Source organism: Streptomyces sp. NPDC104309, assembly GCF_055584025.1.
Genome location: NZ_JBVJMV010000009.1, coordinates 236644 through 257612, shown reverse-complemented (window position 1 = coordinate 257612; position 20969 = coordinate 236644). Strand labels below are relative to the sequence as shown.

Annotated in this window: 19 protein-coding genes and 1 pseudogene; 11 read left to right on the top strand and 9 right to left on the bottom strand. The window is 70.7% G+C overall.

Annotated elements, in window-relative coordinates:
* The first annotated feature begins 130 nt into the window (after positions 1–130).
* Positions 131–1114, top strand: coding sequence for an EamA family transporter RarD (gene rarD, locus ACZ68L_RS16395; RefSeq protein WP_469577476.1), 984 nt, complete (start codon positions 131–133; stop codon positions 1112–1114).
* A gap of 187 nt (positions 1115–1301) precedes the next feature.
* Here the strand turns inward: rarD and ACZ68L_RS16390 are convergent.
* Positions 1302–2381: pseudogene (locus ACZ68L_RS16390) on the bottom strand (MFS transporter); the annotation flags it as partial.
* A gap of 212 nt (positions 2382–2593) precedes the next feature.
* Between ACZ68L_RS16390 and ACZ68L_RS16385 the strand changes: the two are divergent.
* The 3 genes from ACZ68L_RS16385 to ACZ68L_RS16375 all read left to right on the top strand — a co-directional run bounded on the left by ACZ68L_RS16385 (position 2594) and on the right by ACZ68L_RS16375 (position 4971).
* Positions 2594–3046: a winged helix-turn-helix transcriptional regulator gene (locus tag ACZ68L_RS16385; RefSeq protein ID WP_469577475.1), complete on the top strand. Its 453-nt coding sequence runs from the start codon at positions 2594–2596 to the stop codon at positions 3044–3046.
* A 70-nt stretch (positions 3047–3116) separates the two neighbouring features.
* Complete coding sequence (locus ACZ68L_RS16380) at positions 3117–4733, top strand: FAD-dependent monooxygenase (protein ID WP_469577474.1); 1617 nt, start codon at positions 3117–3119, stop codon at positions 4731–4733.
* 58 nt (positions 4734–4791) lie between these two features.
* Positions 4792–4971 (top strand): hypothetical protein, encoded by a 180-nt coding sequence (locus tag ACZ68L_RS16375; RefSeq protein WP_469577473.1) that lies wholly within the window; start codon positions 4792–4794, stop codon positions 4969–4971.
* 9 nt (positions 4972–4980) lie between these two features.
* Here the strand turns inward: ACZ68L_RS16375 and ACZ68L_RS16370 are convergent, their stop codons facing one another.
* Positions 4981–5592 carry a CGNR zinc finger domain-containing protein gene (locus tag ACZ68L_RS16370; RefSeq protein WP_469577472.1) on the bottom strand — a complete coding sequence of 204 codons (612 nt, stop codon included), beginning with the start codon at positions 5590–5592 and terminating at the stop codon, positions 4981–4983.
* Positions 5593–5614: 22 nt separating this feature from the next.
* On the opposite strand from ACZ68L_RS16370, the gene ACZ68L_RS16365 reads away from it, so the two are divergent.
* Positions 5615–6064 (top strand): VOC family protein, encoded by a 450-nt coding sequence (locus tag ACZ68L_RS16365; RefSeq protein WP_469577471.1) that lies wholly within the window; start codon positions 5615–5617, stop codon positions 6062–6064.
* Between the two features lie 169 nt (positions 6065–6233).
* Here ACZ68L_RS16365 and ACZ68L_RS16360 read toward each other — a convergent pair whose 3' ends face one another.
* Together ACZ68L_RS16360 and ACZ68L_RS16355 are read right to left on the bottom strand one after the other, a co-directional pair.
* A complete protein-coding gene (locus ACZ68L_RS16360; RefSeq protein WP_469577517.1) occupies positions 6234–6623 on the bottom strand; it encodes a VOC family protein in 390 nt (129 codons plus the stop codon).
* A gap of 51 nt (positions 6624–6674) precedes the next feature.
* Positions 6675–7613, bottom strand: a complete 939-nt coding sequence (locus ACZ68L_RS16355; RefSeq protein ID WP_469577470.1) for a nitroreductase/quinone reductase family protein — start codon at positions 7611–7613, stop codon at positions 6675–6677.
* A 731-nt stretch (positions 7614–8344) separates the two neighbouring features.
* Here ACZ68L_RS16355 and ACZ68L_RS16350 point away from each other — a divergent pair.
* On the top strand, positions 8345–9151 hold the full coding sequence (locus tag ACZ68L_RS16350) for an HAD family hydrolase (protein WP_469577469.1): 807 nt from the start codon (positions 8345–8347) through the stop codon (positions 9149–9151).
* A gap of 109 nt (positions 9152–9260) precedes the next feature.
* On the opposite strand, the gene ACZ68L_RS16345 is transcribed toward ACZ68L_RS16350, so the two are convergent.
* From ACZ68L_RS16345 to ACZ68L_RS16325, 5 genes are all read right to left on the bottom strand, one after another.
* A complete protein-coding gene (locus ACZ68L_RS16345) occupies positions 9261–9707 on the bottom strand; it encodes a hypothetical protein (RefSeq protein ID WP_469577468.1) in 447 nt (148 codons plus the stop codon).
* A 68-nt stretch (positions 9708–9775) separates the two neighbouring features.
* On the bottom strand, positions 9776–10369 hold the full coding sequence (locus tag ACZ68L_RS16340; protein WP_469577467.1) for a TetR/AcrR family transcriptional regulator: 594 nt from the start codon (positions 10367–10369) through the stop codon (positions 9776–9778).
* Positions 10370–10565: 196 nt separating this feature from the next.
* Positions 10566–11453, bottom strand: coding sequence for an ABC transporter permease (locus tag ACZ68L_RS16335; protein ID WP_469577466.1), 888 nt, complete (start codon positions 11451–11453; stop codon positions 10566–10568).
* Entirely contained in the window at positions 11440–12426 is a 987-nt protein-coding gene (locus ACZ68L_RS16330; RefSeq protein WP_469577465.1) for an ABC transporter ATP-binding protein, read from the bottom strand. Before ACZ68L_RS16330 ends, ACZ68L_RS16335 begins: the two co-directional genes overlap by 14 nt.
* A 130-nt stretch (positions 12427–12556) precedes the next feature.
* Complete coding sequence (locus ACZ68L_RS16325) at positions 12557–13816, bottom strand: LolA family protein (protein WP_469577464.1); 1260 nt, start codon at positions 13814–13816, stop codon at positions 12557–12559.
* Between the two features lie 395 nt (positions 13817–14211).
* Here ACZ68L_RS16325 and ACZ68L_RS16320 point away from each other — a divergent pair, with 395 nt between their 5' ends.
* From ACZ68L_RS16320 to ACZ68L_RS16300, 5 genes are all read left to right on the top strand, one after another.
* On the top strand, positions 14212–14985 hold the full coding sequence (locus tag ACZ68L_RS16320; protein ID WP_469577463.1) for a DeoR/GlpR family DNA-binding transcription regulator: 774 nt from the start codon (positions 14212–14214) through the stop codon (positions 14983–14985).
* Positions 14986–15081: 96 nt separating this feature from the next.
* The gene (locus tag ACZ68L_RS16315) at positions 15082–16632 is read left to right on the top strand and encodes an APC family permease (RefSeq protein WP_469577462.1); all 1551 of its coding nucleotides are present in this window, start codon (positions 15082–15084) and stop codon (positions 16630–16632) included.
* A complete protein-coding gene (locus tag ACZ68L_RS16310) occupies positions 16629–18062 on the top strand; it encodes an FGGY family carbohydrate kinase (RefSeq protein WP_469577461.1) in 1434 nt (477 codons plus the stop codon). Before ACZ68L_RS16315 ends, ACZ68L_RS16310 begins: the two co-directional genes overlap by 4 nt.
* A complete protein-coding gene (locus ACZ68L_RS16305) occupies positions 18059–19501 on the top strand; it encodes an FAD-dependent oxidoreductase (RefSeq protein WP_469577460.1) in 1443 nt (480 codons plus the stop codon). The genes ACZ68L_RS16310 and ACZ68L_RS16305 overlap by 4 nt, the downstream gene beginning before the upstream one ends.
* A complete protein-coding gene (locus ACZ68L_RS16300) occupies positions 19501–20748 on the top strand; it encodes an NAD(P)/FAD-dependent oxidoreductase (protein ID WP_469577459.1) in 1248 nt (415 codons plus the stop codon). The genes ACZ68L_RS16305 and ACZ68L_RS16300 overlap by 1 nt, the downstream gene beginning before the upstream one ends.
* Positions 20749–20969: the final 221 nt, after the last annotated feature.

Below are 20969 nucleotides of genomic sequence, written 5' to 3'. Positions count from 1 at the left end.
CTCCCCCTCCCCCCCACCTCAGGGGCCCCATGTCATGACCGTATGGCGATACGGCTATGACATGGGGCCCCTTCGGCGTTACCGTCGTGCAGTCGGCGGAGCAGTTGACACAGACATGCCGGGAGGGCCCGTGAAGGGGACAAATGAACAGCGGGCCGGACTGCTGTCCGGCATCGGCGCCTACGGCCTGTGGGGTCTCGTGCCCCTGTTCTGGCCGCTGCTGAAGCCCGCCGGCGCGATCGAGATCCTCGCCCACCGCATGGTCTGGTCCGTCGCTGTCGTGGGCATCGCGCTGCTCGTGCTGCGCCGCTGGTCCTGGATCGGCGAGCTGATACGGCAGCCGAAGAAGCTCGGCCTGATATCGGTCGCCGCGGCCGTGATCACGGTCAACTGGGGTCTGTACATCTGGTCCGTGAACAACGGTCATGTCGTCGAGGCGTCGCTCGGCTACTTCATCAATCCGCTGGTCACCATCGCCATGGGCGTCCTGCTCCTCGGTGAACGGCTGCGCCCCGCGCAGTGGGTGGCGGTCGGCACCGGCGTCGCGGCGGTGCTCGTGCTGGCCATCGGTTACGGCCGACCGCCGTGGATCTCGCTGACCCTGGCGTTCTCCTTCGCGACGTACGGCCTGGTGAAGAAGAAGGTCAACATGGGCGGCCTGGAGTCGCTCAGCGCCGAGACCGCCGTGCTGTTCGTGCCCGCGCTCGGCTATCTGCTGTGGCTGGGCGTTCAGGGCGATTCGACGTTCGGCTCAGAGGGCCTCGGCCACGCGGCGCTGCTGGCGGCGACGGGAATCGTCACGGCCACACCGCTCGTCCTGTTCGGGGCGGCGGCGATCCGGGTACCGCTCTCCACGCTGGGCCTGCTGCAGTATCTGGCACCGGTCTTCCAGTTCGCCCTCGGCATCCTGTACTTCCACGAGGAGATGCCGCCGGAGCGGTGGGCCGGGTTCGCCCTGGTGTGGCTGGCGCTCACCCTGCTGACCTGGGACGCGTTCCGGACGGTGCGGCGGACGAGGGCGCAGGCGCTGGCTCTGGCCGCGCGGCCTGCGGGGCCGGCGCCGTCGGCCGGGGACGCTGCTTCGTCCTCGCCGTCCGCAACCCCAGCGCGGTGACCAGCGCCCCCGCCGCCACCATCACCACCGGGACGACGAGCGCCGCCCGGTAGCCCGCCAAGGCGGCTCCGGGCGAACCGTCCGCGCCCGCCGACGCGATCCCGTACACCGCCGTCACCGCCGAGATCCCGACCGCCGAGCCGAACTGCGTCGAGGTGTGCAGGAGCCCGCCCGCCAGCCCCTGGTCCCGGTCCGGTACGCCGTCGGTCGCCGCGATCGTCAGCGGGCCGTAGGCCAGGGCGAAGGCGGTCCCGATGAGGATCAGCGTCGGGAACATCGCCGCGTACGACCAGTCCGCCCCGACCGGCAGGAACAGGGCGTACGAGACGAGGGCGAGGACGAAACCGCCGAGGACGACCCGGGCATTGCCGTACCGGTTCACCAGGCGCGGGGTGAGGGTCGGCGCGATGACCGCGTCGGCGCCCATTGCCACCAGGGCGAGTGCGGTCTGCAGCGAGGACCAGCCGCGCAGTTCCTGGAGGTAGAGCGTCACCACGAACTGGAAGCCGAAGAACGAGCCCACGAACAGCAGCGCGCCGAGGTCGGCGCGGATCATCGAGGCCCGGCGCAGCAGGGCGAGCCTCACCAGCGGGGCCGCGGAGCGCCGCTCGATCAGGACGAAGGCCGCGATCAGGAGCAGCCCCGCGGCGAACGCCCCCGCCGACCATCCCCAGCCCGCCGTCCCGTGCTCCAGGCGCACGATCCCGTACGCGAGCAGCAGCATCGCACCGGCCGCCGCGGCGGCCCCCGCCAGGTCGAAGCCGCCGGTACGGGCCACACGCGCCTCGGCCGGGACGATCCGGAGCGCGGCGAGCAGGATGGCGCCGGCCAGCAGCACGGGCGCGAAGAACACCCAGCGCCAGCCGAGCTGGGTCAGCAGCCCGCCGATGACGAGGCCGAGCGAGAAGCCGCCGGCGGCGGTGCCGGCGAAGACCAGCAGCGCCTTGTTGCGCTGCGGCCCCTCCTCGTAGGAGGTGGTGATGAGCGACATCGCGGCCGGGGTCATGAACGCGGCGGCCACGCCGGTGACGAAGCGGGCGACGAGCAGCATCCAGCCCTGCTCCGCGAAGCCGCCGAGGCCGGAGAAGAGCAGGAAGACGGTGAGCCAGAGCAGGAACATCCGCCGTCTGCCCAGCAGATCGGCGGCGCGCCCGCCGAGCAGGGTGAATCCGGCGTATCCGAGCACATAGGCGCTCATCACCCAGGCCGCGGTGCCGGTCGACAGACCGAGATCGGCCCTGATCGAGGGCACGGCCACGGCGAGCATGGCGACGTCGATGCCCTCCAGGAAGATCGTGCCGCACAGGACGAGGAGCAGGACGCGGGCGTGGGCGGTCATCACGGGCGGTCGGCTCCGGGCAGGCGATTCGGGCGCGGCAGACACAGCTGTCCCCTTCGGGTACGCGAATGGAGTGGTTACTCGAATGAAGGTCGGTTCCCTCTTGTAACCACTGGCATCGTGCGCCAGCATCGGCTGCCATGGAAGAAGGCACTTCGAAGTCACCGAGTCACCTCAAAGGCACCGGGAGCGCGGGCGAACTGATCGGCGATCCCGATCCGTTCCAGTGGGACACCCGCGAGGGCTGCGAGGTGCGGCAGATCCTCGACCGCGTCGGCGACAAGTGGTCCCTGCTCGTCATCGCCCTGCTGGACCGGCGCAGGCTCCGCTTCACCCAGCTGCGCCGCGAGATCGACGGCATCAGCCAGCGGATGCTGACGGTCACCCTGCGCCAGCTGGAACGCGACGGACTGGTCGAGCGGACGGTCCACGCGGTGGTGCCGCCGCGCGTGGAGTACGAGCTGACGCCGCTCGGCGGCACGCTCCACGCCACGATCCGGGCGCTGGTCACCTGGACCGAGGAACACCGGAGCGAGATCGCGAGGGCGCGCGCCGCGTACGACGCCCGCGAGGCCACGGAAGCACATCTTTAGTTACCGAGTTGCTTTTTTGACTCGGTTACGTTTTCCTGGATGTCCACGGACCCACGACCGAGGAGCCCACATGCCCACACCCGCCCCCGCGCCCATCACCCAGGTACTGATCGTCGGCTCGGGTCCGACCGGCCTGACCCTTGCCTGCGATCTGGCCCGGCGCTCGATCGACGTAAGAATCATCGACAAGTCCGCTGATTTCCCGCGCAGTTCACGGGCCAAGGGCCCCAATCCCCGTTCCCTGGAGGTCCTGGAGGACCTCGGTGTCGTGGACCGGGTACTGGCGGCGGGCTCGACACCGCCGCTCATGCGCAAGTACCGGAACGGGCTGCCGGTCGCCGACGCCGACCCGTTCGAGGCGTCCGGCCCGACATCCGACGCCCCGTACGACCGGCCGTGGATGATCGCCCAGTGGCGGCTGGAGGAGATCCTGCGGGATCGCCTGGCGGAGTACGGCGTACATGTCGAACTCGGCTCGGAGGCAGCCGGGTTGACGGCGGGGGCCGATTCGGTGACGGTCGCGCTCGCCGACGGCCGGAGCATCGGGGCGCGGTACGTGGTGGGCTGCGACGGCGGGCACAGCCCGGTACGCAAGCTGCTCGGCGTCGCGTTCGAGGGGACGACGACCGAGGAGCAGGCGATGGTCTGCGGGGACGTGGAGGTGGACGGCCTCGACCGCGACTACTGGCACCAGTGGTTCGACGAGGACGGCGCCGTGCTGCTGTGCCCGATCCCGGGTACGCGGTCGGGCTGGTGGTTCCAGGCGGGACCGGAGCGGGACCGGGCGGGAGCCCCCGTGCCGCCCTCGCTGGAGAGCTTCCAGCGGCTCTTCGCCAAGCACACCGGGCTGCCGGGCACCCGCCTGTCGCGGGCCGCCCTGCTGTCCACGTACCGGGTCAACGAGCGCCTGGCCGACCGCTACCGGGTGGGCCGCGTGCTGCTGGCCGGGGACGCCGCGCACGTGCACTCCGTCGCGGGCGGGCTGGGCATGAACACCGGGATCCAGGACGCGTTCAACCTGGGCTGGAAGCTGGCCCGGGTCGTGACCGGCCGGGCGGATCCCGGCCTGCTGGACACGTACGAGGAGGAGCGGCTGCCCGTGGCCTCCTGGACGCTCGGCATCACCTCCGAGCGGCTGCGGGTCACGCTCGACGCGATTGCGCGGCCGGGCGGCGGCCTGGACGCGGCGGTCACCGGCGAGACGATGGGGCTGAGTCTCGGCTACCGCTGGAGCTCGCTCTCCCCCACGGGTTCCACCACCCCCCGTCTGCGAGCGGGCGACCGCGCCCCGGACGCCCCGTGCCGCGACGCCGCAACAGGCGCACCGACCCGCCTCTTCGAGGCGTTCGCCGGACCGCACTTCACCCTGCTGGGCTTCGGTCCGGGCACGGCGGAGGCGCTGCGGGCGACGGAATCGGCGTACGGCGACGCGGTGCGGGCGTACGGGGTGGGCGTGGGCGGCCCCGGCGGGGCGGACGGCGGCGGCCCCGTCCGGCTGACCGACGAAGCGGGCCACGCCCGGACGGCGTACGGCATCGAGCCCGGTACCGACACCCTCGTTCTGGTCCGCCCGGACAATCACGTGGGCCTGATCGCGCCGGCGGCGGATCACCGGGCCGTCGGGGCCTACATGGACCACCTGGACCGCCCGGACCACGTGAGCGGTACGGCATTCGGGCGGCCCTGAGCGCGTCGCGCCGGGCATGCCCGGGAAACATCACATTCTTATATTTTCCTGACATCTTATGAACCGACTCATGCTGATGTCCGGGAGCTCCCGCATGCTCCTGCGCACCGCCATCGCGGCCCTGTCCACGTTGTCGTTCCTCGTCTTCGGAACCTCGCCCACCGCCCACGGGGACGCCGGGATCAACCGGGTCCTCCCATCCGTCCCCGATTCCCCGCACCGCGTCCACGCCGTCTGATCGCGGCTCTCAGTCGTTCGGGACGTGCCGGGCGCGGTGGGCCCGGACCTTGTGGAGGTTTCCGCAGCGCTCCATCGCGCACCATCGCCGCCGGCCCGGCCGTGAGGTGTCGACGAAGAGCAACTTGCAGGTGTCGGAGCCGCATTCGCGGAAGCGGTCGGCGTAAGGGCCGGTGAACAGCTCCACCGCGTCACGGGCGACGGTCGACAGAAGGGCCGTTCCGGTGGCGTCCGGGGCCCACGCGAGGCCGCCGGAGTCGGCGTCGATGCGAGGAGCGAGCGGGGGCTCGGCCGCCACGGCGTTCACCGTGGCGAGGTCGGCCGACGCGAGCGGGCGCCCGTGCGCGCGGGCGGCGGCCAGATCCCAGAGGGCGCCGCGCAACTCGTGCGCGCGGCGCAGCTCCACCGTACTCACCGAGAGGGACAGGCCGCCCGGCAGCCGGCTCTCGCCCGCCCATCGCACCAGGTCGGCGGGGGTGTGCAGCACCTCGTACGCCGCGTACCGCGCATACCCGCCGGTGGGCAGCAACTCCAGGCACAGCGCGCCGGGATCGAAGCGATAGGGGCGGCCTTCCCGTGTGTGGAGGATCAGTCCCGGCGTGCCCATTGCCGATTCGGTCATGTAACCACTATAAACGGTTTCCATGACTCTGCACTGGAAGCTCGTCATCGACGCGTCCGACCCGCACGCCCAGGCCGCCTTCTGGGCCGAGGCCCTCGGCTACCTGGTCGAGGACAACAGCACACTGGTCGAGCGGGTGCTCGGCCTCGGGGCGGCGCCGGAAGAGGCAACTGTCCTGGTCGACGGCCGCCGGGCCTGGCGCGACCTCGTGGCGGTGCGGCATCCGGACGATCCGTACGAGGAGGAAAGCGGAATGGGCCTCGGACGGCGGCTGCTGTTCCAGCGCGTACCGGAGTCCAAGACGACGAAGAACCGCCTCCACCTGGATGTGCACGCGGGCCCGGGGCGGCGCGAGGCCGAGGTGAAACGGCTGGAGGCGCTGGGCGCGACGGTGCTCCACGAGGTCGATCAGCCCGGGGGCACGTGGACGGTTCTCGCCGATCCCGAGGGCAACGAGTTCTGTGTGCAATAGCGTCGGACGACGCTGACGCCGCGGGATTCCCCGGCGCGTCCGGGTGCGCCGGCCGCCGCGGCGAGGACCGTGACCGCTCGAACAGGGCCGCGCGACGGCGCGCGTGTCCGCCGGGGTCCTGCCGCCCACCTCCGAGGCGAGCGGCAGGACCCTTCCCGGATCGGCCGGTTCAGTCCTCCACCACGTCCTGGGGATACCAGCGCAGCTCCACGGTGTTGCCGTCCGGGTCCCGGACGTACACCGACTGCGCCTCGCCCCGGGCGCCGGAGCGGCCGACCGGACCCTCCAGCACGGTGAAGGTGCCCGAGTCGATGACCTGCTGCCAGTCCAGCGGCTCGACCACCAGGCAGATGTGATCGACGTTCGATGCGGAGCGCGGCCGGCCCAGCAAATCGATGATCATGCTCGGGCTGACCCGCACCGACGGGAACGGGAACTCACCGGCCCGCCACTCGTCGACCCTGATCGGCTCCAGGCCGAGCGGGCCGCAGTAGAACTCCAGGGAGCGCTCGACATCCCGCACATTGAGCACCAGGTGATCGAAGTCCTTGACTCTCACTCGCACGGCACAACCTTTCAGCCATTCAGATTCGGTTCGGTTCGGTTCGGTTCAAGAAGCGTCAGGAGCCGGGGGAACTGAAGAGCCCTGAGGGCCCGGAGGCCATGGGACCTCCGCCAACAGGGGAACGATCTGCTCCTCCTCGTAGTCCAGATGCGCGTTCAGCTCCCTCGACATCCTGTCCAGCTCCGCGTGGAACCGCTCGGAATCCTTGATGCCGATGTCCGCCAGCAGCGCCACCAACTCGCCCTGGATGCGCGCGACCGTGCGGTGTTCATCGGCGAGCCGGGCGAAGGTGTCGGTCAAGTGCGGGTGGTAGCGGGCGATTCCGGGGAACAGGTGCGCGTCCTCGCTGGTGTGGTGGAACTCCAGGGCCCGGCAGAAGGCCAGGCAGCGCTGCCGGATCTGGAGCCCGAGGCTCGGGGGCGGTGGTTCGCCGGGGCCCCGGTGGGCCGCCCGTGCGGAGAAGTGGGCGTCGGCCTCCGCCTTCACCTGGCGCAGCTGGCCCCGCAGCCAGGTGTGGACCTCCATGACCTTGTCGGCAAGGGAGTTGACCTCGCGCGGGCCCTCCCAGCCGTCGGGCTCGGCGCGCTCCAGCACCACGACCGGCAGGAGCCGGGCCGTCCGGGCCTGGTAGTCGCCGTACCCAGGCGCCGCCCTCACCACGTGCGCGAAGAGTTCCTCGCGCCGGGCTCCCTCCGCAGGGACCGCGAGGGCCTGGAAGGTACGGGTGCCGAGCTCCACCCGCACCACGGGGTGGGCGAGCAGATTGTGGTACCAGGCGGGGTGGGCCGGAGCCCCGAGGTTGGAGCCGACGATCAGCAGCGAATCGCCGTGGCAGACATGGCCGAGGGGGGTGGTGGTCTCCTTCCCCGACCTCGCGCCGGTGGTCGTCAGCAGGAGCAGATCGGCGCCTTCGAAGGGGCCGCCGACCTTCCCTCCATTGGTGCGGAACTCCTCGATGACCGCTTGATCGAAAGACGTGGGCATACGGTTCTGTGTCTCCGGGACGAAGGGTGAGAGCCCGCAGCGACTGCGGGAACGGCTGACCGTGCTGCGCGTGGGACGCGGCCACCGCACGGGCTTCCGTCCGCCGCGCGGGGCAGCACATGGCGCGATGCGGGAGAAGCTCTCAGGTCCTGGCCTTCCGGCGGCACACATGACGGTGCCGGGGAGCGCGAAGGCGGGGAACGGAGGTACGGCGGCTGCGCCGCGTCAGTTACAGGGTGCGGAGCAGGAACTCATGACGGACCCCTTGGAGAAGGGTGTTCGCCCGACCGCCGGCCGGCCCACTGCTCTTTGGCCGGCGTCACGCGACACCGGTTTCATTACACGCAGTCGACCGTCGCCTGTCAACGCGAAGCAGCCGTGCGGAACGCCTCGGCAGGAGACTGTTCCGACGTCGCTCGGGGGGATGACGGGACATCGCCAATTCCGCGGCGACCGCATCGCCCCGGCCGGTTGCTGCCACGCGTGAGGCCGCGGGCGGGCTCCTCGGACACCGGAGCGTCCACGTGCCCCCGCCCCCAACCCTGGTGCCCCACGCGCCCGTTGCCCACCCTCCGAGGCGGCTCCACCCGCGGCGGACGCGTCGGTCACCCCGTACGATCAAGGGGAAGCGGGACGCCCCGCCCCCGCCCCTGCCCCGCACGCACCCCACTCCCACCAGGGGAAACTCAGTGATCACCGTCAGCCGGCCAACGGCCTCCCAGGCTTGATCCGTGCCCATACCGCCCGCGTACGCCCTCGTCGCCACCGATCTGGACGGCACCCTGCTGCGCCGCGACGACACGGTGAGCCCTCGCACCCGCGCCGCGCTCGCCCTGGCCGCCCGAGCCGGGGCGCGGCACCTCGTGGTCACCGGGCGGCCCGTGCCCGGCATACGGCGACTCCTCGCCGGGCTGGGCTACCGGGGGCCCGCGGTCTGCGGGCAGGGCACCCAGCTGTACGACGCCGGGACCGGGCGCCTGGTGCACGCGGTCACCCTCGACCGGGAGGCCGCCGACAGCGCGCTCGGCAAGATCGAGGCCCAGGTGGGGCCCGTCTTCGCGGCCGTGGACCAGGACGGCGTCGAGGGCCGGACGCTGATCGAGCCGGGATATCTGATGCCCCACCCCACGCTGCCCGCGCAACGGACGCGTCATCGGCATGAGTTGTGGTCCGCGCCCGTCGTCAAGGTCCTCATCCGGCACCCCGAGCTGGACGACGACGCACTGGCCGAGGCGGCCCGTACGGCGGTCGGCGATCTCGCCTCCGTCACGCTCTCCGGCCCCGGCACCGTCGAGTTGCAGCCATTGGGCGTCGACAAGGGGAGCGGGCTCGCGCTGGCCGCCGATTTCCTGGGCGTGGACGCGCGCCACGCGATCGCCTTCGGGGACATGCCCAACGACCTGCCGATGTTCCGCGCGGCCGGGTACGGCGTCGCGATGGCCGACGCCCATCCGGACCTCCGGGCCGCGGCGGACGAGGTGACGTCGTCGAACGAGTCCGACGGGGTGGCCGAGGTGCTGGAGCGGGTGTTCCGCTGAGCGGCAGGCCTCACCGAGCAGCAGGCCTCACCGAGCGGCAGACCTCGCCGAGCCCGAACCCGCCCCGGTCGGACCCCGCACCCTCCGGGAGCCCGCGCTCGGCCGGATGTCAGAGGGACATCAGGCAGTAGAGCCGGTGCGGTTCGCGCCGGGCTCCGGCCTCCGCGGCCAGGGTCGCCAGCTCCTTGAGGAAGCCGGCCAGTGGACCCGGATCGCAGTCGTCGCCGAACTCCTCGATGTGCGACCAGCGTTCAGCCACCGTTTCCAGTTGTCCGGGCCTCGCGGACGCGAGGGCGTCGCGCAGCTCGTCCGTGAGGGTGACCAGCCAGCTGGATTCGTCCTCGGGAGAGCTGAGCAGCTGGTTGAAACGCGGGAGCGCGGTGACATCCGCGTACGGCATGCCGGTGAGCAGGCTCTCGGCCCGGCCCAACTGCACATACGGCTCGATCCCCTTGACCGGGACCATCGGAAGCCCGGCCGCTTCGACGCCCGGCTCGAACGCCGTCAGGGCCGTGAGGTCATCAGGCGCGCTGAAGTAGTCGTAGAAGGATCCCATCCGCGCATGCTCGCACACCCGTCCGACAGCCATCGCGCCTTCTGGTCATCGTGCGTTCTGGCCTGCTCTCACGGTTCCGGTGGCGCCCCCAGCGCCCGCAGCACGTGGTCGACCAGTGCCCGGATCGTCTCCTCGTCCTGCACCGGCTTGCGCAGCACATGGCGGTAGTACACCGGGCCGTACAGCATCTCCACCGCCAGCGGGAGGTCGGCGTCCGGCGGGATCTGGCCTTGTTCCTGGGCCCGTCGCAGACGGTCGACCGCCTCCTCGAAGCGGGGGTCGATCAGCTTCGTCCTGACCGTTTCCGCGAGTGCGTCGTCATGGTGGACCTCCGAGAGGATCCCCGCGTACGCGGGGCCGTAGGGCGGTGTGGAGAGCAGCTTCACCGCGCCCATCACATTGGCCCGCAGGTCGGCGGCGATGTCGCCGGTGTCCACGAACGGCGTCGTGCCGACCAGCGCGTCGGTGAACGCCTCCAGCATCACCGCACTCTTTGACGGCCACCAGCGGTAGATCGTCTTCTTGCTGACACCCGCCCTGGCCGCGATGGCCTCGATGGTGACGCGGCCGTACCCCTTCTCCGTGCACAGCGCGAGGGCGGCCTCCAGGGTCGCCCTTCGTGATCTCTCGCTGCGGCGCAGTGAACTCGGCGATGTGATCATTCGGTGAGCATAGGTGTGTTTGAGCCAATCCTTGTTGACAGCCCGTCGTCAGAAGTCGAACAATACCGAGGCGGAAACGGAACGTGCCGTGTCGTATCGTTCCTGCTGTTCGCACCGTTCGTGCCGTTCGTGCCGCGACGAGCCGATCGGGGGACGGCTCGCCCGGCCGACGGCGCGAGGGCGAAGCCGCCGGATGTCAGGCGGTGATGTCCTTCACCGTGAAGCGGGCCCAGGCCGCCGCGCCGAACACCGCCGCGTACAAGCCCTGAAGTCCCAGGTTCTTGACCACCTCGTCCCAGTACACGGGGTCGCGCAGCAGGTCCGCGTACGACATCCAGTAGTGCGGGAAGAGATACGGATGGATGCCGCTCAGCTGCGGGATCGTGTCCACGATCTGCACGGTGATCAGCATTCCGACAGTGGCGGCCATCGCCGCGATCCCGCTGCTGGTGAGGGTCGAGATGAACAGGCCGATCGCCGCGAATCCGACCAGTGACGCCGCGACCACCACCGCGATCAGGCCGGCCCGCAGCAGCCCTTCACCGAAGCCGATCCGGGTCCCGGAGATGGTGGTGACCTCGCCGACGGGGAAGAGCAGCGCCCCCACGGCGAGCGCCGAGAGGGCCACGACCAGCGTCGCGACCAGGCAGAACGCGAGGACCGAGGCGTACTTCGTCAACAGCAGCCGGGTCCGGCCGGCCGGGGCGACCAGAAGATAGCGCAGGGTTCCGGCGTTGGCCTCGCCCGCGATCGAGTCGCCCGCCACGACCCCGACGGCCATCGGGAGGAAGACCGGGAGCGTCACGGCGAGGGCCGCGAAGACCAGGAAGAGGCCGTTGTTGGTCACCTGGGAGAGGAACGCGGGGCCTCCCCCGCCACCGCCCGGTCCGGGTGAGGAGCCGTGGTTCGTCTCGATCTTCACCGCGATCCCGATGAGCACGGGAACGGCGGCCAGCACCCCGAGCAGTGCGAGGGTGCGCCAGCGGCGGAGTGTGGTGGTCAGTTCGGAGCGAAGGATTCCGAAGGTCCACAGCGGATTGCGCGTCCTGCCCGCCGCCGCGGGTGAGATTTCAGCCTGCGACATCGAATCCCTCTCCGGTGAGTGCGACGAAGGCATCCTCCAACGAGGCCCGTTCGATGCCGAAGGACCTCAGGCGTACGCCGGCGTGCACCAGCGCCGAGCTGAGGTCCGCGAGTTCGACATCGCCCGGCGGGGCCTCGGCGCTCACCCGGTCGCCGTCGACCGTGACGCCGGTGAGGCCCCGTTCCTTGAGGACACCGGCGGCATCGCCCGGGTCCGGGGTGGTGACGGCCAGCCGGCCGCGGGCGCCCGCCGCCAGATCCGCGACCGGCCCCTGGATGACCAGCCGGCCCCTGGCCATCACCGCGACGTGGGTGCAGACCTGCTCGATCTCGTCGAGGAGGTGGGAGGAGAGGAAGACGGTGGTGCCCTCCGCCGCCAGTTCCCTCACCAGCGTGCGGATCTCGCGCATGCCCTGCGGGTCCAGGCCGTTGGTCGGCTCGTCCAGGACGAGCAGGCGGCGCGGCTGGAGCAGAGCGGCGGCGAGACCGAGACGCTGCTTCATGCCGAGCGAGTACGCCTTGGCCTTCTTGCCGGCCGCAGCGGCCAGCCCGACCCGGTCCAGGGCCTGTGCGACCCGGACCCGGCGGGTGTGCGGGTCGGCCGTCGGATCCGCCGAGTCGTAACGCAGCAGATTGTCCCGGCCGCTCAGGAAGCCGTACAGCGCGGGCCCCTCGATCAACGCCCCCACCTGCGGGAGTACGGTGCGGGCCGCGCCCGGCATGGGGTGGCCGAGTACCCGCGCGGTGCCGGACGTGGGGTCGATCAGGCCCATCAGCATCCGGATCGTGGTGGTCTTCCCGGAGCCGTTGGGCCCGAGGAACCCGAAGACGCTGCCGCCGGGAACGTCGAGATCGAGGCCGTCCACGGCGAGCTGGCCGCCCCGGTACCGCTTGGTCAGGCCCCGCGTCTCGACAACGGCCCCGACGGAGTCGGTCACCGCCCTCGGCCCGATCGCGGTACCAGGCTCTGTCATGCGTACTCCCCAAGGGTCGAGCAGGGCCGGTCCGGCGGCCGGACAGCACGGCTCAGCGCGGACCGCCCCGCCGTACGGAGGGTACGGCGGGGCGGGTGAACAGTGGCGGGAAACGTCGTGCGCCCCGGTGTCAGGCGGCGTTGTTCGCCGCCTTGACCAGCGCGTCCGGCGTGACCGCACCGACATACACCTTGCCGTCGTCCGTCATCAGGGCGTTGACCAGGCGGGTCTTGAAGACCGTGCCGGAGCCGAACTTGCCGCTGACCTTGTCGCCCAGCGCGTCCAGGAACTGCTGCGCCTCGGCCGGTACGTCACCCGACGCCTTCGAGGGGAGACCGGTGCCGCCCGGGGTCCTGATCTCGGCGATCGCGTTCCAGCCCTCGCCGATGACCTTCGTGTCCTTGCCGCCCTTGTCCCCGGCACCCAGTCCTCCGGCGCCCAGTCCCTCGGCGCCCGGGAACATGCCCAGCCCCTTGTCCCCGTCGGTCTTCCGCTGCGCCTTCGCGTCGTCGGCCTCGGTCACCTTGGTGCCCTTGGGCGGGGTGAACGTGAACGAGGAGGCGGCCGGCTTCCCGAAGTCGACCTTGGTGAACCCGGCGTCGACGACGGCCTTGCCACCGCTGCTCGGAAGCAGTGTGAACTTCAGCGGCACACCGTTCTTCGCGTCGACCGCGACCGTGACCGAGCCGATCGTGGAGCCGCTCTGCCTGGGCTTGATGAGCAGCTTGTACGCGTCACGTCCGGCGACCCGCGCCGTGCCGTCGACCGTCACCGAGGTGGTGGGGCCCGCGGCCTTGAGGACCTGCTCGGCGAGCGCCTTCGGCGTGGTCGGCACGGACTCGGGGGCCGGGGCCGAATGCTCGGCCTTCTTCCCGTTCCCGTCCTCCGTGGCGTGATACGCCTCGTTGGAGCTGCTGTCGTACGCCCAGACCTGATCGCCGTTGCGGATCAGGCTGTACTCCGCCGCGCTGTCCAGGATCGACACCCGCTGCTTGTCGGGGCCGTCGGCGGCCACCCGCAGGGTGTGCGTGCCGGACGCCAGCTCCGTCATCTTCTTCTGCGGGTCGGCGCCGGAATCGCCCTTGCCGCCGCCGCCCTGGGTGAAGGAGCCGGCGAGACCGCCGAGCGACGGGATGCCGAGGTCCGTGCTGATCTTCACCGTGCCGGAGAACTGCTGGGTGTCCGAAGCGGCGATCTTCTCGATGAGCTGCTGTGCGGTGATCTTCGGCAGATCGGGGTCACCGGTGCTCGCGAGCGCCGGGACGAGCCCGATCGTCGCGGCCGCCACCCCCGCCACCGCGACCGGGACGATGTAGCGCGCCGCCTTCCGGCGGCCGACGGCGGTGCCCCTGGTCCCGCCGTTCGTCTCAACGCTGTCGTTCGGTGCCATGTGTGCCCTACCTCCGTGGTCGGCGGCTTCCGTCCGGATGCACTCGCCCACTCCGCGCCGCCATTCTCACCCGATTTGCTCAGGAGTGGTTGTTCTCCATCCGACCAAACCGGCGATGCGAAAACGTCACCCCCGGGGAGCAACTCCGCCTACCTCTTCGGTATGACACCGCACGAGCGGATCTCCCACGCCCCGTAGGGGAGGTACCCCGACTCCAGGGCCGCCACAACAGCCGGGGCCGGTCCGGGGAACCGCGCCGTACGCCTGCTGATCGGGTCACAGCGCGGCGGGACAGGTGAATTACGCGCCAACTCTTGACGATTTCCAGTCACGCATCCACACTTTCAGGCATCTCCAGTCAGTTTTCCACGAATCCAGTCAGCGAGGTTGCCGGGATGCTGCCAGCCGAACGTCACCGTCGAATCTCCACCGTCGTGGAGCGCAGCGGCACGATCAGCACCGAGAGTCTGGCCGAGCAGCTCGGCGTCTCGGCCGAGACCGTGCGCCGGGACCTGGCACAGATGGAGAAGCAGGGGCATCTCATGCGGGTGCGCGGCGGTGCGGCAGCGCTGTCCGTCGTCCGCGGTCTGAGTGGCGAGGAGGCATCCTTCACGGAGCGGTCTGCCTCGCAGCAGCAGGCCAAGACGGCGATCGGGCGAGCCGCCGCGGATCTGGTCCGTTCCGGCATGACCGTCGTGATCGACGTCGGCACGACGGCCTTGCAGGTCGCCTGTGCCCTGGCGCCGGACTTCCGCGGGACGGTGGCGACCCCGTCCCTGCTCGTCGCGGCCGAGCTGTCCACCCGCCCCCATGTCGACGTACTGGTCCCCGGCGGACGGATCCGGGGCGGCGACCTGGTCTGCTCCGGCCCTCTGACGGTGGACTTCTTCAACGGCCTCTACGCCGACCTGGCCTTTCTCGGCTCCGGCGGCGTCGACAGCGCCGCCGGGATGACCGACTTCTACTTCGAGGAGAACGCGACCAAGCGCGCGATCCTCGCTCGCAGCGCGCTCAGCTACGTGCTGGCCGACGGGAGCAAACTTGGCCGGGTGGCTCCGCACCGCGTCTGCGGATTTGGCGACTGCACCGGCCTGATCACCGACCAGGCGCCCGAACCGTCCCTGGCTTCGGTCATCGAGCAGTCGGGCGCAGTGGTGATCTCGGCCTGACACTCCTGAGCGCCGCGGCGCTCTCTCCCCGGCGATGTCTCCGTGTGAGACCCGCCCCGTGCAACGAACGGCAGTTTCTGAAAGGACAGCACCGCGATGGCCACGACGAACACCGATGTCGTACAAGGTGACGACCCACAATCCACGCCGGGCTCCGGCTACAAGCAGGAGATGCGCCGGGAGCTGAGCCGGTACGCCTCTTTCGCCATGGCTTTCGGCTTCGTCTCGATCGCCACGGGCATCTTCACGACGTACGGTTCCGTGCTGAACAGCTCTGGCCCGCGCGGCATCTTCGCCTGGCCGATCAGCGTCATCGGCCAGCTGTCGGTCGCCCTTGTCTTCGGCGCTCTCGCCGCCCGTATCCCCATCAACGGATACGCCTACCAGTGGGTGTCCCGACTGGTGAACCCGGTCTGGGGCTGGGTCATGGGCTGGATCTCGTTCTCCTTCCTCGGAGTCGTGGTCGTCGCGGTGGACTACACCGTCGCCGCGACGATCCTGCCGGAACTTCTCCAGTACCGGGGGACGTCCCAGAACGCCTGGGCGATCACCGCCGTGGTCATCCTGCTCCAGGCGATTCTCGTGGCCGCCTCGACGCATCTGACGCACAAGGTCAACAAGGTCGCCGTGACCGTGCAGCTCATCGGCATGATCTCGCTGACCGTACTGCTCTTCGTCGTCGGAGCGTTCACGGGCAAGCTCGACTTCTCCACGCTGTTCAGCGCCGCGCCGGCCGCGACCGACGGCTACTACAGCCTGGGCACCGCCACCGAGGCCGGGCCGTTCGCCCTCGCGTTCCTCCTGGGCGCCTTCACCATCGTCGGGTTCGAGTCCGCGGCCAACCTCGCCGAGGAGACCAAGGACCCGGCACGGGTGATCCCCAAGGCCATGGCCCAGGCCGTGCTCTCCCTCGGCGTCCTCGGATTCCTGTTCCTCGTGGCGATCACCGCCCTCATCGACGACCCCGCGAAGCTCGCCACGTCCGCCACCCCCGTGGCCACCGTGATCACCGCCGTACTCGGATCGACGGTCGGCAAGGCGCTCCTGGTCCTCGTCGTGGTCTCGATCTTCTCCTGCGGTCTGGTCATCACCATGAGCGGGACCCGGCTGGTGTGGGCGATGTCCCGCGACGAGCGCTTCCCCGGGTGGCAGGCGCTGCGCAAGGTCAGCCCCTCACGTGGCACCCCGCTCAATGCCACGCTGTTCATCTTCGTCATCGCGCAGCTGATCCTCGCCAGCTTCTCCAGCTCGACCGACGCTCTGTTCTCGCTCTTCTCCGCCGCCACTCTGCTGCCCGCCATCATCTACGCCGGCACGGTGCTCATGTACATCGTCAAGCGGAAGTCGCTGCCGCCCACGCAGGGCTTCTCCCTCGGGCGTTGGGAGATACCGGTCATCGTGGTCGCCTCCGTGTGGCTGGGATACGAACTCCTCATCTTCCGTGACCAGTCGTTCCGCGACCCCTGGCTCTACGTCCTCGTCCTCTTCGCCCTCGGGGCCGCCTACCTCGCCTATCTGCTGATCCGGCGCGGCGTGTCCGGCATGTCGATGCCGGACATGATCAACATCGACGAGACCCTCGACGTCACCTCGGACCCCGCTGCTCCGGGCACGGTGCACACGACCGCCAAGGAAAGCAAGCGATGAGCACCATTCTGGCCATCGACCAGGGCACCTCCGGCACGAAGGCGATCGTGGTGGACGAGCGGGGCGAGACCATCGCCATCGCCGAGGAGGAGTTGCGGCCGGCCTACCTCGGCGGCGGTGGCGTCGAGCAGGACCCGCAAGAACTGCTCGACTCGGTCCTCACCGCCGGACGGCGTGCCATCGCCGCCGCAGGCAGGCCCGTCGACGCGGTCGCCCTCGCCAACCAGGGCGAAACCGTACTGGCCTGGGACCCGCACACCGGCACCCCGCTGTCCCGGGCGATCGTCTGGCAGGACCGCAGGGCGGAGTCGATCTGCACCGCTCTGGCCGAGCACGCCCCGTGGGTGGCTCAGCGCAGTGGGCTCGTACTCGACTCGTACTTCTCGGCGCCGAAGATGGCCTGGCTGCGACAGAACGTCACCACCGAAGGAGTGGTGACGACCACTGACACGTGGCTGGTGCACCAGCTGACCGGCGAGTTCGTCACCGATGCCTCGACCGCGAGCCGATCGCTGCTGATGGACCTCGACAAGGTCTCCTGGGACCCGGAGCTGGTGGATCTGTTCGGTCTCGGCTCCGAGAAGCTGCCGCGCATCGTGGGCTGCGACGAGGTCATCGGCACGACCAGTGCGTTCGGACGCGAGGTGCCGGTCGCCGGCCTGGTCGTCGACCAGCAGGCAGCTCTGCTCGCCGAGGGCTGCCTGGAGCGGGGAACCGCGAAGTGCACCTACGGCACAGGCGCGTTCTTGCTGGCCAACACCGGCGACACCGCCCTGCGTTCACGGGCCGGGCTCACCTCCTCGGTGGCCTGGCGGACCGCGGCGCAGACGCCGTACTGCGTGGACGGCCAGGTGTACACCGCGGCGTCGGCCGTCCGCTGGATCCGGGACCTGGGATTCATCGGGTCCGCGAGCGAACTGGACGCCGTAGCGGCGAAGGAGTCCGACGGCACCCTGTGCGTGCCGGCCCTGGCGGGCCTCGCGGCACCGTGGTGGCGTCCCGACGCAACAGCCACGTTCACCGGAATGACCCTGTCCACCGGCAAGGAGCACCTGGTCCTCGCCGTGCTGCAGGGCATCGCCGCCCAGGTCGCCGCCCTGTGCGGCCTGGTGGAGACCGACCTCGGTACGCCGCTCAGCCGGCTGCGCGCCGACGGCGGGCTGACCCGCAGCCGCACCCTGATGCAGGCCCAGGCCGATCTGGCCCAGGTACCGGTCGACATCTACCCGTCCTCGCACGCCACCCCGCTCGGCGCGGCCGCGCTGGCCAGGCTGGCCCTCACCCCGGGCCTGAGCCTGGAGGAAGCCGTCGGTGACTGGAACCCGGTCACCGTCTACGAACCGGTCTGGTCGGCCGACCGGGCCGCGCACTACCGCAGTACTTGGGCGGCGGCAGCCGATACCACCGCCCGCAAGGGAGAACTCGGATGACCGACACCACACCGCACGAGCCGGACCATGTCTACGACGTCGTCGTCATCGGCGCAGGCATCGTCGGCTCGGCGATCGCCCGCGACCTGTCCGGCCACCAGCTGTCGGTCGCGCTCGTCGAGGCACGCGACGACGTCGGCGACGGAACCAGCAAGGCGAACACCGCGATCCTGCACACCGGATTCGACGCCAAGCCGGGCACGCTGGAGTCCAGACTCGTCAAGCGCGGATATCACCTGCTGTCGGAGTACGCCCGCTCGACCGGAATCCCGGTCGAGCACACGGGCGCGATCCTCGTCGCGTGGAATGCCGAGGAGCTGGCCGCCCTGCCCGGTCTCAAGGAGAAGGCCGAGCAGAACGGTTACGACCGGTGCCGGATCGTCGGCGCAGACGAGGTCTACGACCTGATCCCCGCCCTCGGCGACGGCGCGCTCGGCGGGCTCACGGTCCCCGACGAGTCGATCATCTGCACCTGGACCACAAACCTGGCCCTGGCCACCGACGCGAGGCAGCGCGGCGCCGAGGTGCTGCTCAACCATGCCGTCACCGCAGTCTCGGTGAACGCCCGGTCCACCACGCTGACCACCACCGGCGGCTCTGTGGAGGCCCGTTGGGTGGTCAACGCGGCGGGCCTCGGCGCCGACCGCATCGACCGGTTCTTCGGCCACGAGCGGTTCACCGTCACCCCGCGCCGCGGTGAGCTGTTCGTCTTCGACAAGCTCGCCCGCCCGCTGGTCGACAAGATCGTCCTGCCGGTGCCCACGTCCCGGGGCAAGGGGGTGCTCATCTCTCCCACCATCTACGGCAACATCATGCTGGGGCCCACCTCGGAGGACCTCACCGACCGCACCGCGACCGGGACGTCCGAGGACGGATTCGCCTTCCTGCTGGACAAGGGCGAGCGACTGATGCCCCGGCTGCTCACCGAGGAGGTGACCGCTTCCTACGCGGGGCTGCGGGCCGCCATCGACCACGGGGACTATCTCATCGAGCCCACCCCGTCGCAGCGGTACCTCCTCGTCGGCGGAATCCGCTCGACCGGGCTGACCTCCGGCATGGCCATCGCCGAGCACGTCCACGAGGTGCTCGAAAAAGCCGGACTCGTACTCACCGCACGCACCGAACTGCCCGGCCCTCCGCGGATGGCCAACATCGGCGAGGCGACCGTACGTCCCTACCAGGACGCCGACCGCATCGCCGCCGACCCCGAGTACGGCAAGGTCGTCTGCTTCTGCGAGCGCGTCACCGCCGGTGAGATCCGCGACGCCTTCCAATCGCCCCTGCCGGCACGCAACCTGGAGGGCCTGCGCCGCCGCACCCGGGCCATGAACGGCCGCTGCCAGGGCTTCTTCTGCGGCGCGGCCGTCAACCGACTCCTGAACGAAAACGGCTGCGGCGGCACTGCCACCGCGCCGGCGCGGCCCGAGGTGAACTCCTGATGACCAGCACCACACTCACACCGGACGTCCTGATCATCGGGGGCGGCCCGGCCGGGCTCACGGCTGCCGCCGCCCTCGCACCCCGGATCCGCGGCGAGGTCCTGGTACTCGACCGGGAGAAGGACGCCGGAGGCATCCCCCGCCACAGCGACCACACCGGATACGGCCTGCGGGACCTGCGCCGGGTCATGACCGGCCCGAAGTACGCGCGCCACCTCGTCGAGCAGGCCATTTCGGCCGGGGCCACCATCCGCACCGAGACCATGGTCACCCACTGGGCGGGCGACCGGGCCGTGGAGGTCACCGGTCCGCAGGGGCGGCTGCGCGTGGAGGCCAAGGCCGTCGTGCTCGCCACCGGCGCACGCGAACGGCCCCGCGCGGCCCGGCGCATCCCGGGCGACCGGCCGCAGGGCGTCTACACCACCGGACAACTGCAGAACGCCGTCCACCTCCATCACAGCGAGGTCGGCAGCCGGGCCGTCATCGTCGGAGGGGAACTGGTCAGCTGGTCTGCCGCCGTCACCCTCCGCGAAGCCGGCTGCGCCACCGAGCTGATGGTCAGCCAGTACCCCAGGACGGAGTCGTACGCAGCTTTCAATGTCGCCGGCCGCGCCCTGTTGCGCGTGCCCGTCACCCATCGCAGCCGGGTCACCCGCATCATCGGCAAGGGCCGGGTCGAGGCCGTCGAGATCGAGAATCTCGACACCCTCGCCCGGCGCACCGTCGCCTGCGACACCGTGGTCTTCACCGGGGACTGGATCCCCGACCACGAACTCGTCCGCAGCGGCGGACTCGACCTGGACCCGGGAACCCTCGGCCCGCTGACCGACACCGCCCTGCGGACCAGCCGCCCCGGCGTCTTCGCCGCGGGCAACCTCCTGCATCCGGTCGACACCGCCGACGTCGCAGCCCTCGACGGCCTGCACGTCGCGGACCAGGTCGAGGCATGGCTGACCGGGACCGGCGAGCCTGCCCCGGGCCTGCGCATCCTCGCCGATGCGCCGCTGCGCTGGGTGGCACCGGGGCTGCTGCGCCCGGGTGACCCGGCTCCCCCGCGTGGGCGCCTGCTGCTGTGGACGGACCGGTCCGTCCGGTTCCCGCACGTCGTCGTCCGTCAGAACGGGCGGGTCGTCTCGGAACGGACCCTGCCGTGGCCCGCCGCACCCGGCCGTGTCTTCCGCGTGCCGTGGTCCGTGATGAAGGGCCTCAGCCCCCAGGGCGGCCCGGTCACCATCGGCCTGCGCTGACGAGCGGCCCGCACCCGGAGTACGAACGTGTCCCGGGTGCGGGCCGGTCGCAGCGCCGCCCCGGGGATCTGCGGGTGATCGGCGACCAGGACCGCGTACGTCCTTGACGCGCCCGGGACGGCAACCCTCGCAGTCCCCGGTGCGTGTGCCATGCCTCGGCCAACGGCAGGAAGTCCCGCCGGGCCGAGGCACGGCCATGCCCGGGATACAGGCCGAGGCAC

What these genes read in the sequence shown, in the direction of transcription:
- ACZ68L_RS16385 (WP_469577475.1), top strand. Translation starts at nt 2,594, where the DNA reads ATGGAAGAAGGCACTTCGAAGTCACCGAGTCACCTCAAAGGCACCGGG.
- ACZ68L_RS16380 (WP_469577474.1), top strand. Translation starts at nt 3,117, where the DNA reads ATGCCCACACCCGCCCCCGCGCCCATCACCCAGGTACTGATCGTCGGC.
- ACZ68L_RS16375 (WP_469577473.1), top strand. Translation starts at nt 4,792, where the DNA reads ATGAACCGACTCATGCTGATGTCCGGGAGCTCCCGCATGCTCCTGCGC.
- ACZ68L_RS16370 (WP_469577472.1), bottom strand. Translation starts at nt 5,592, where the DNA reads ATGACCGAATCGGCAATGGGCACGCCGGGACTGATCCTCCACACACGG.
- ACZ68L_RS16365 (WP_469577471.1), top strand. Translation starts at nt 5,615, where the DNA reads ATGACTCTGCACTGGAAGCTCGTCATCGACGCGTCCGACCCGCACGCC.
- ACZ68L_RS16355 (WP_469577470.1), bottom strand. Translation starts at nt 7,613, where the DNA reads ATGCCCACGTCTTTCGATCAAGCGGTCATCGAGGAGTTCCGCACCAAT.
- ACZ68L_RS16345 (WP_469577468.1), bottom strand. Translation starts at nt 9,707, where the DNA reads ATGGGATCCTTCTACGACTACTTCAGCGCGCCTGATGACCTCACGGCC.
- ACZ68L_RS16340 (WP_469577467.1), bottom strand. Translation starts at nt 10,369, where the DNA reads ATGATCACATCGCCGAGTTCACTGCGCCGCAGCGAGAGATCACGAAGG.
- ACZ68L_RS16335 (WP_469577466.1), bottom strand. Translation starts at nt 11,453, where the DNA reads ATGTCGCAGGCTGAAATCTCACCCGCGGCGGCGGGCAGGACGCGCAAT.
- ACZ68L_RS16330 (WP_469577465.1), bottom strand. Translation starts at nt 12,426, where the DNA reads ATGACAGAGCCTGGTACCGCGATCGGGCCGAGGGCGGTGACCGACTCC.
- ACZ68L_RS16325 (WP_469577464.1), bottom strand. Translation starts at nt 13,816, where the DNA reads ATGGCACCGAACGACAGCGTTGAGACGAACGGCGGGACCAGGGGCACC.
- ACZ68L_RS16320 (WP_469577463.1), top strand. Translation starts at nt 14,212, where the DNA reads ATGCTGCCAGCCGAACGTCACCGTCGAATCTCCACCGTCGTGGAGCGC.
- ACZ68L_RS16315 (WP_469577462.1), top strand. Translation starts at nt 15,082, where the DNA reads ATGGCCACGACGAACACCGATGTCGTACAAGGTGACGACCCACAATCC.
- ACZ68L_RS16310 (WP_469577461.1), top strand. Translation starts at nt 16,629, where the DNA reads ATGAGCACCATTCTGGCCATCGACCAGGGCACCTCCGGCACGAAGGCG.
- ACZ68L_RS16305 (WP_469577460.1), top strand. Translation starts at nt 18,059, where the DNA reads ATGACCGACACCACACCGCACGAGCCGGACCATGTCTACGACGTCGTC.
- ACZ68L_RS16300 (WP_469577459.1), top strand. Translation starts at nt 19,501, where the DNA reads ATGACCAGCACCACACTCACACCGGACGTCCTGATCATCGGGGGCGGC.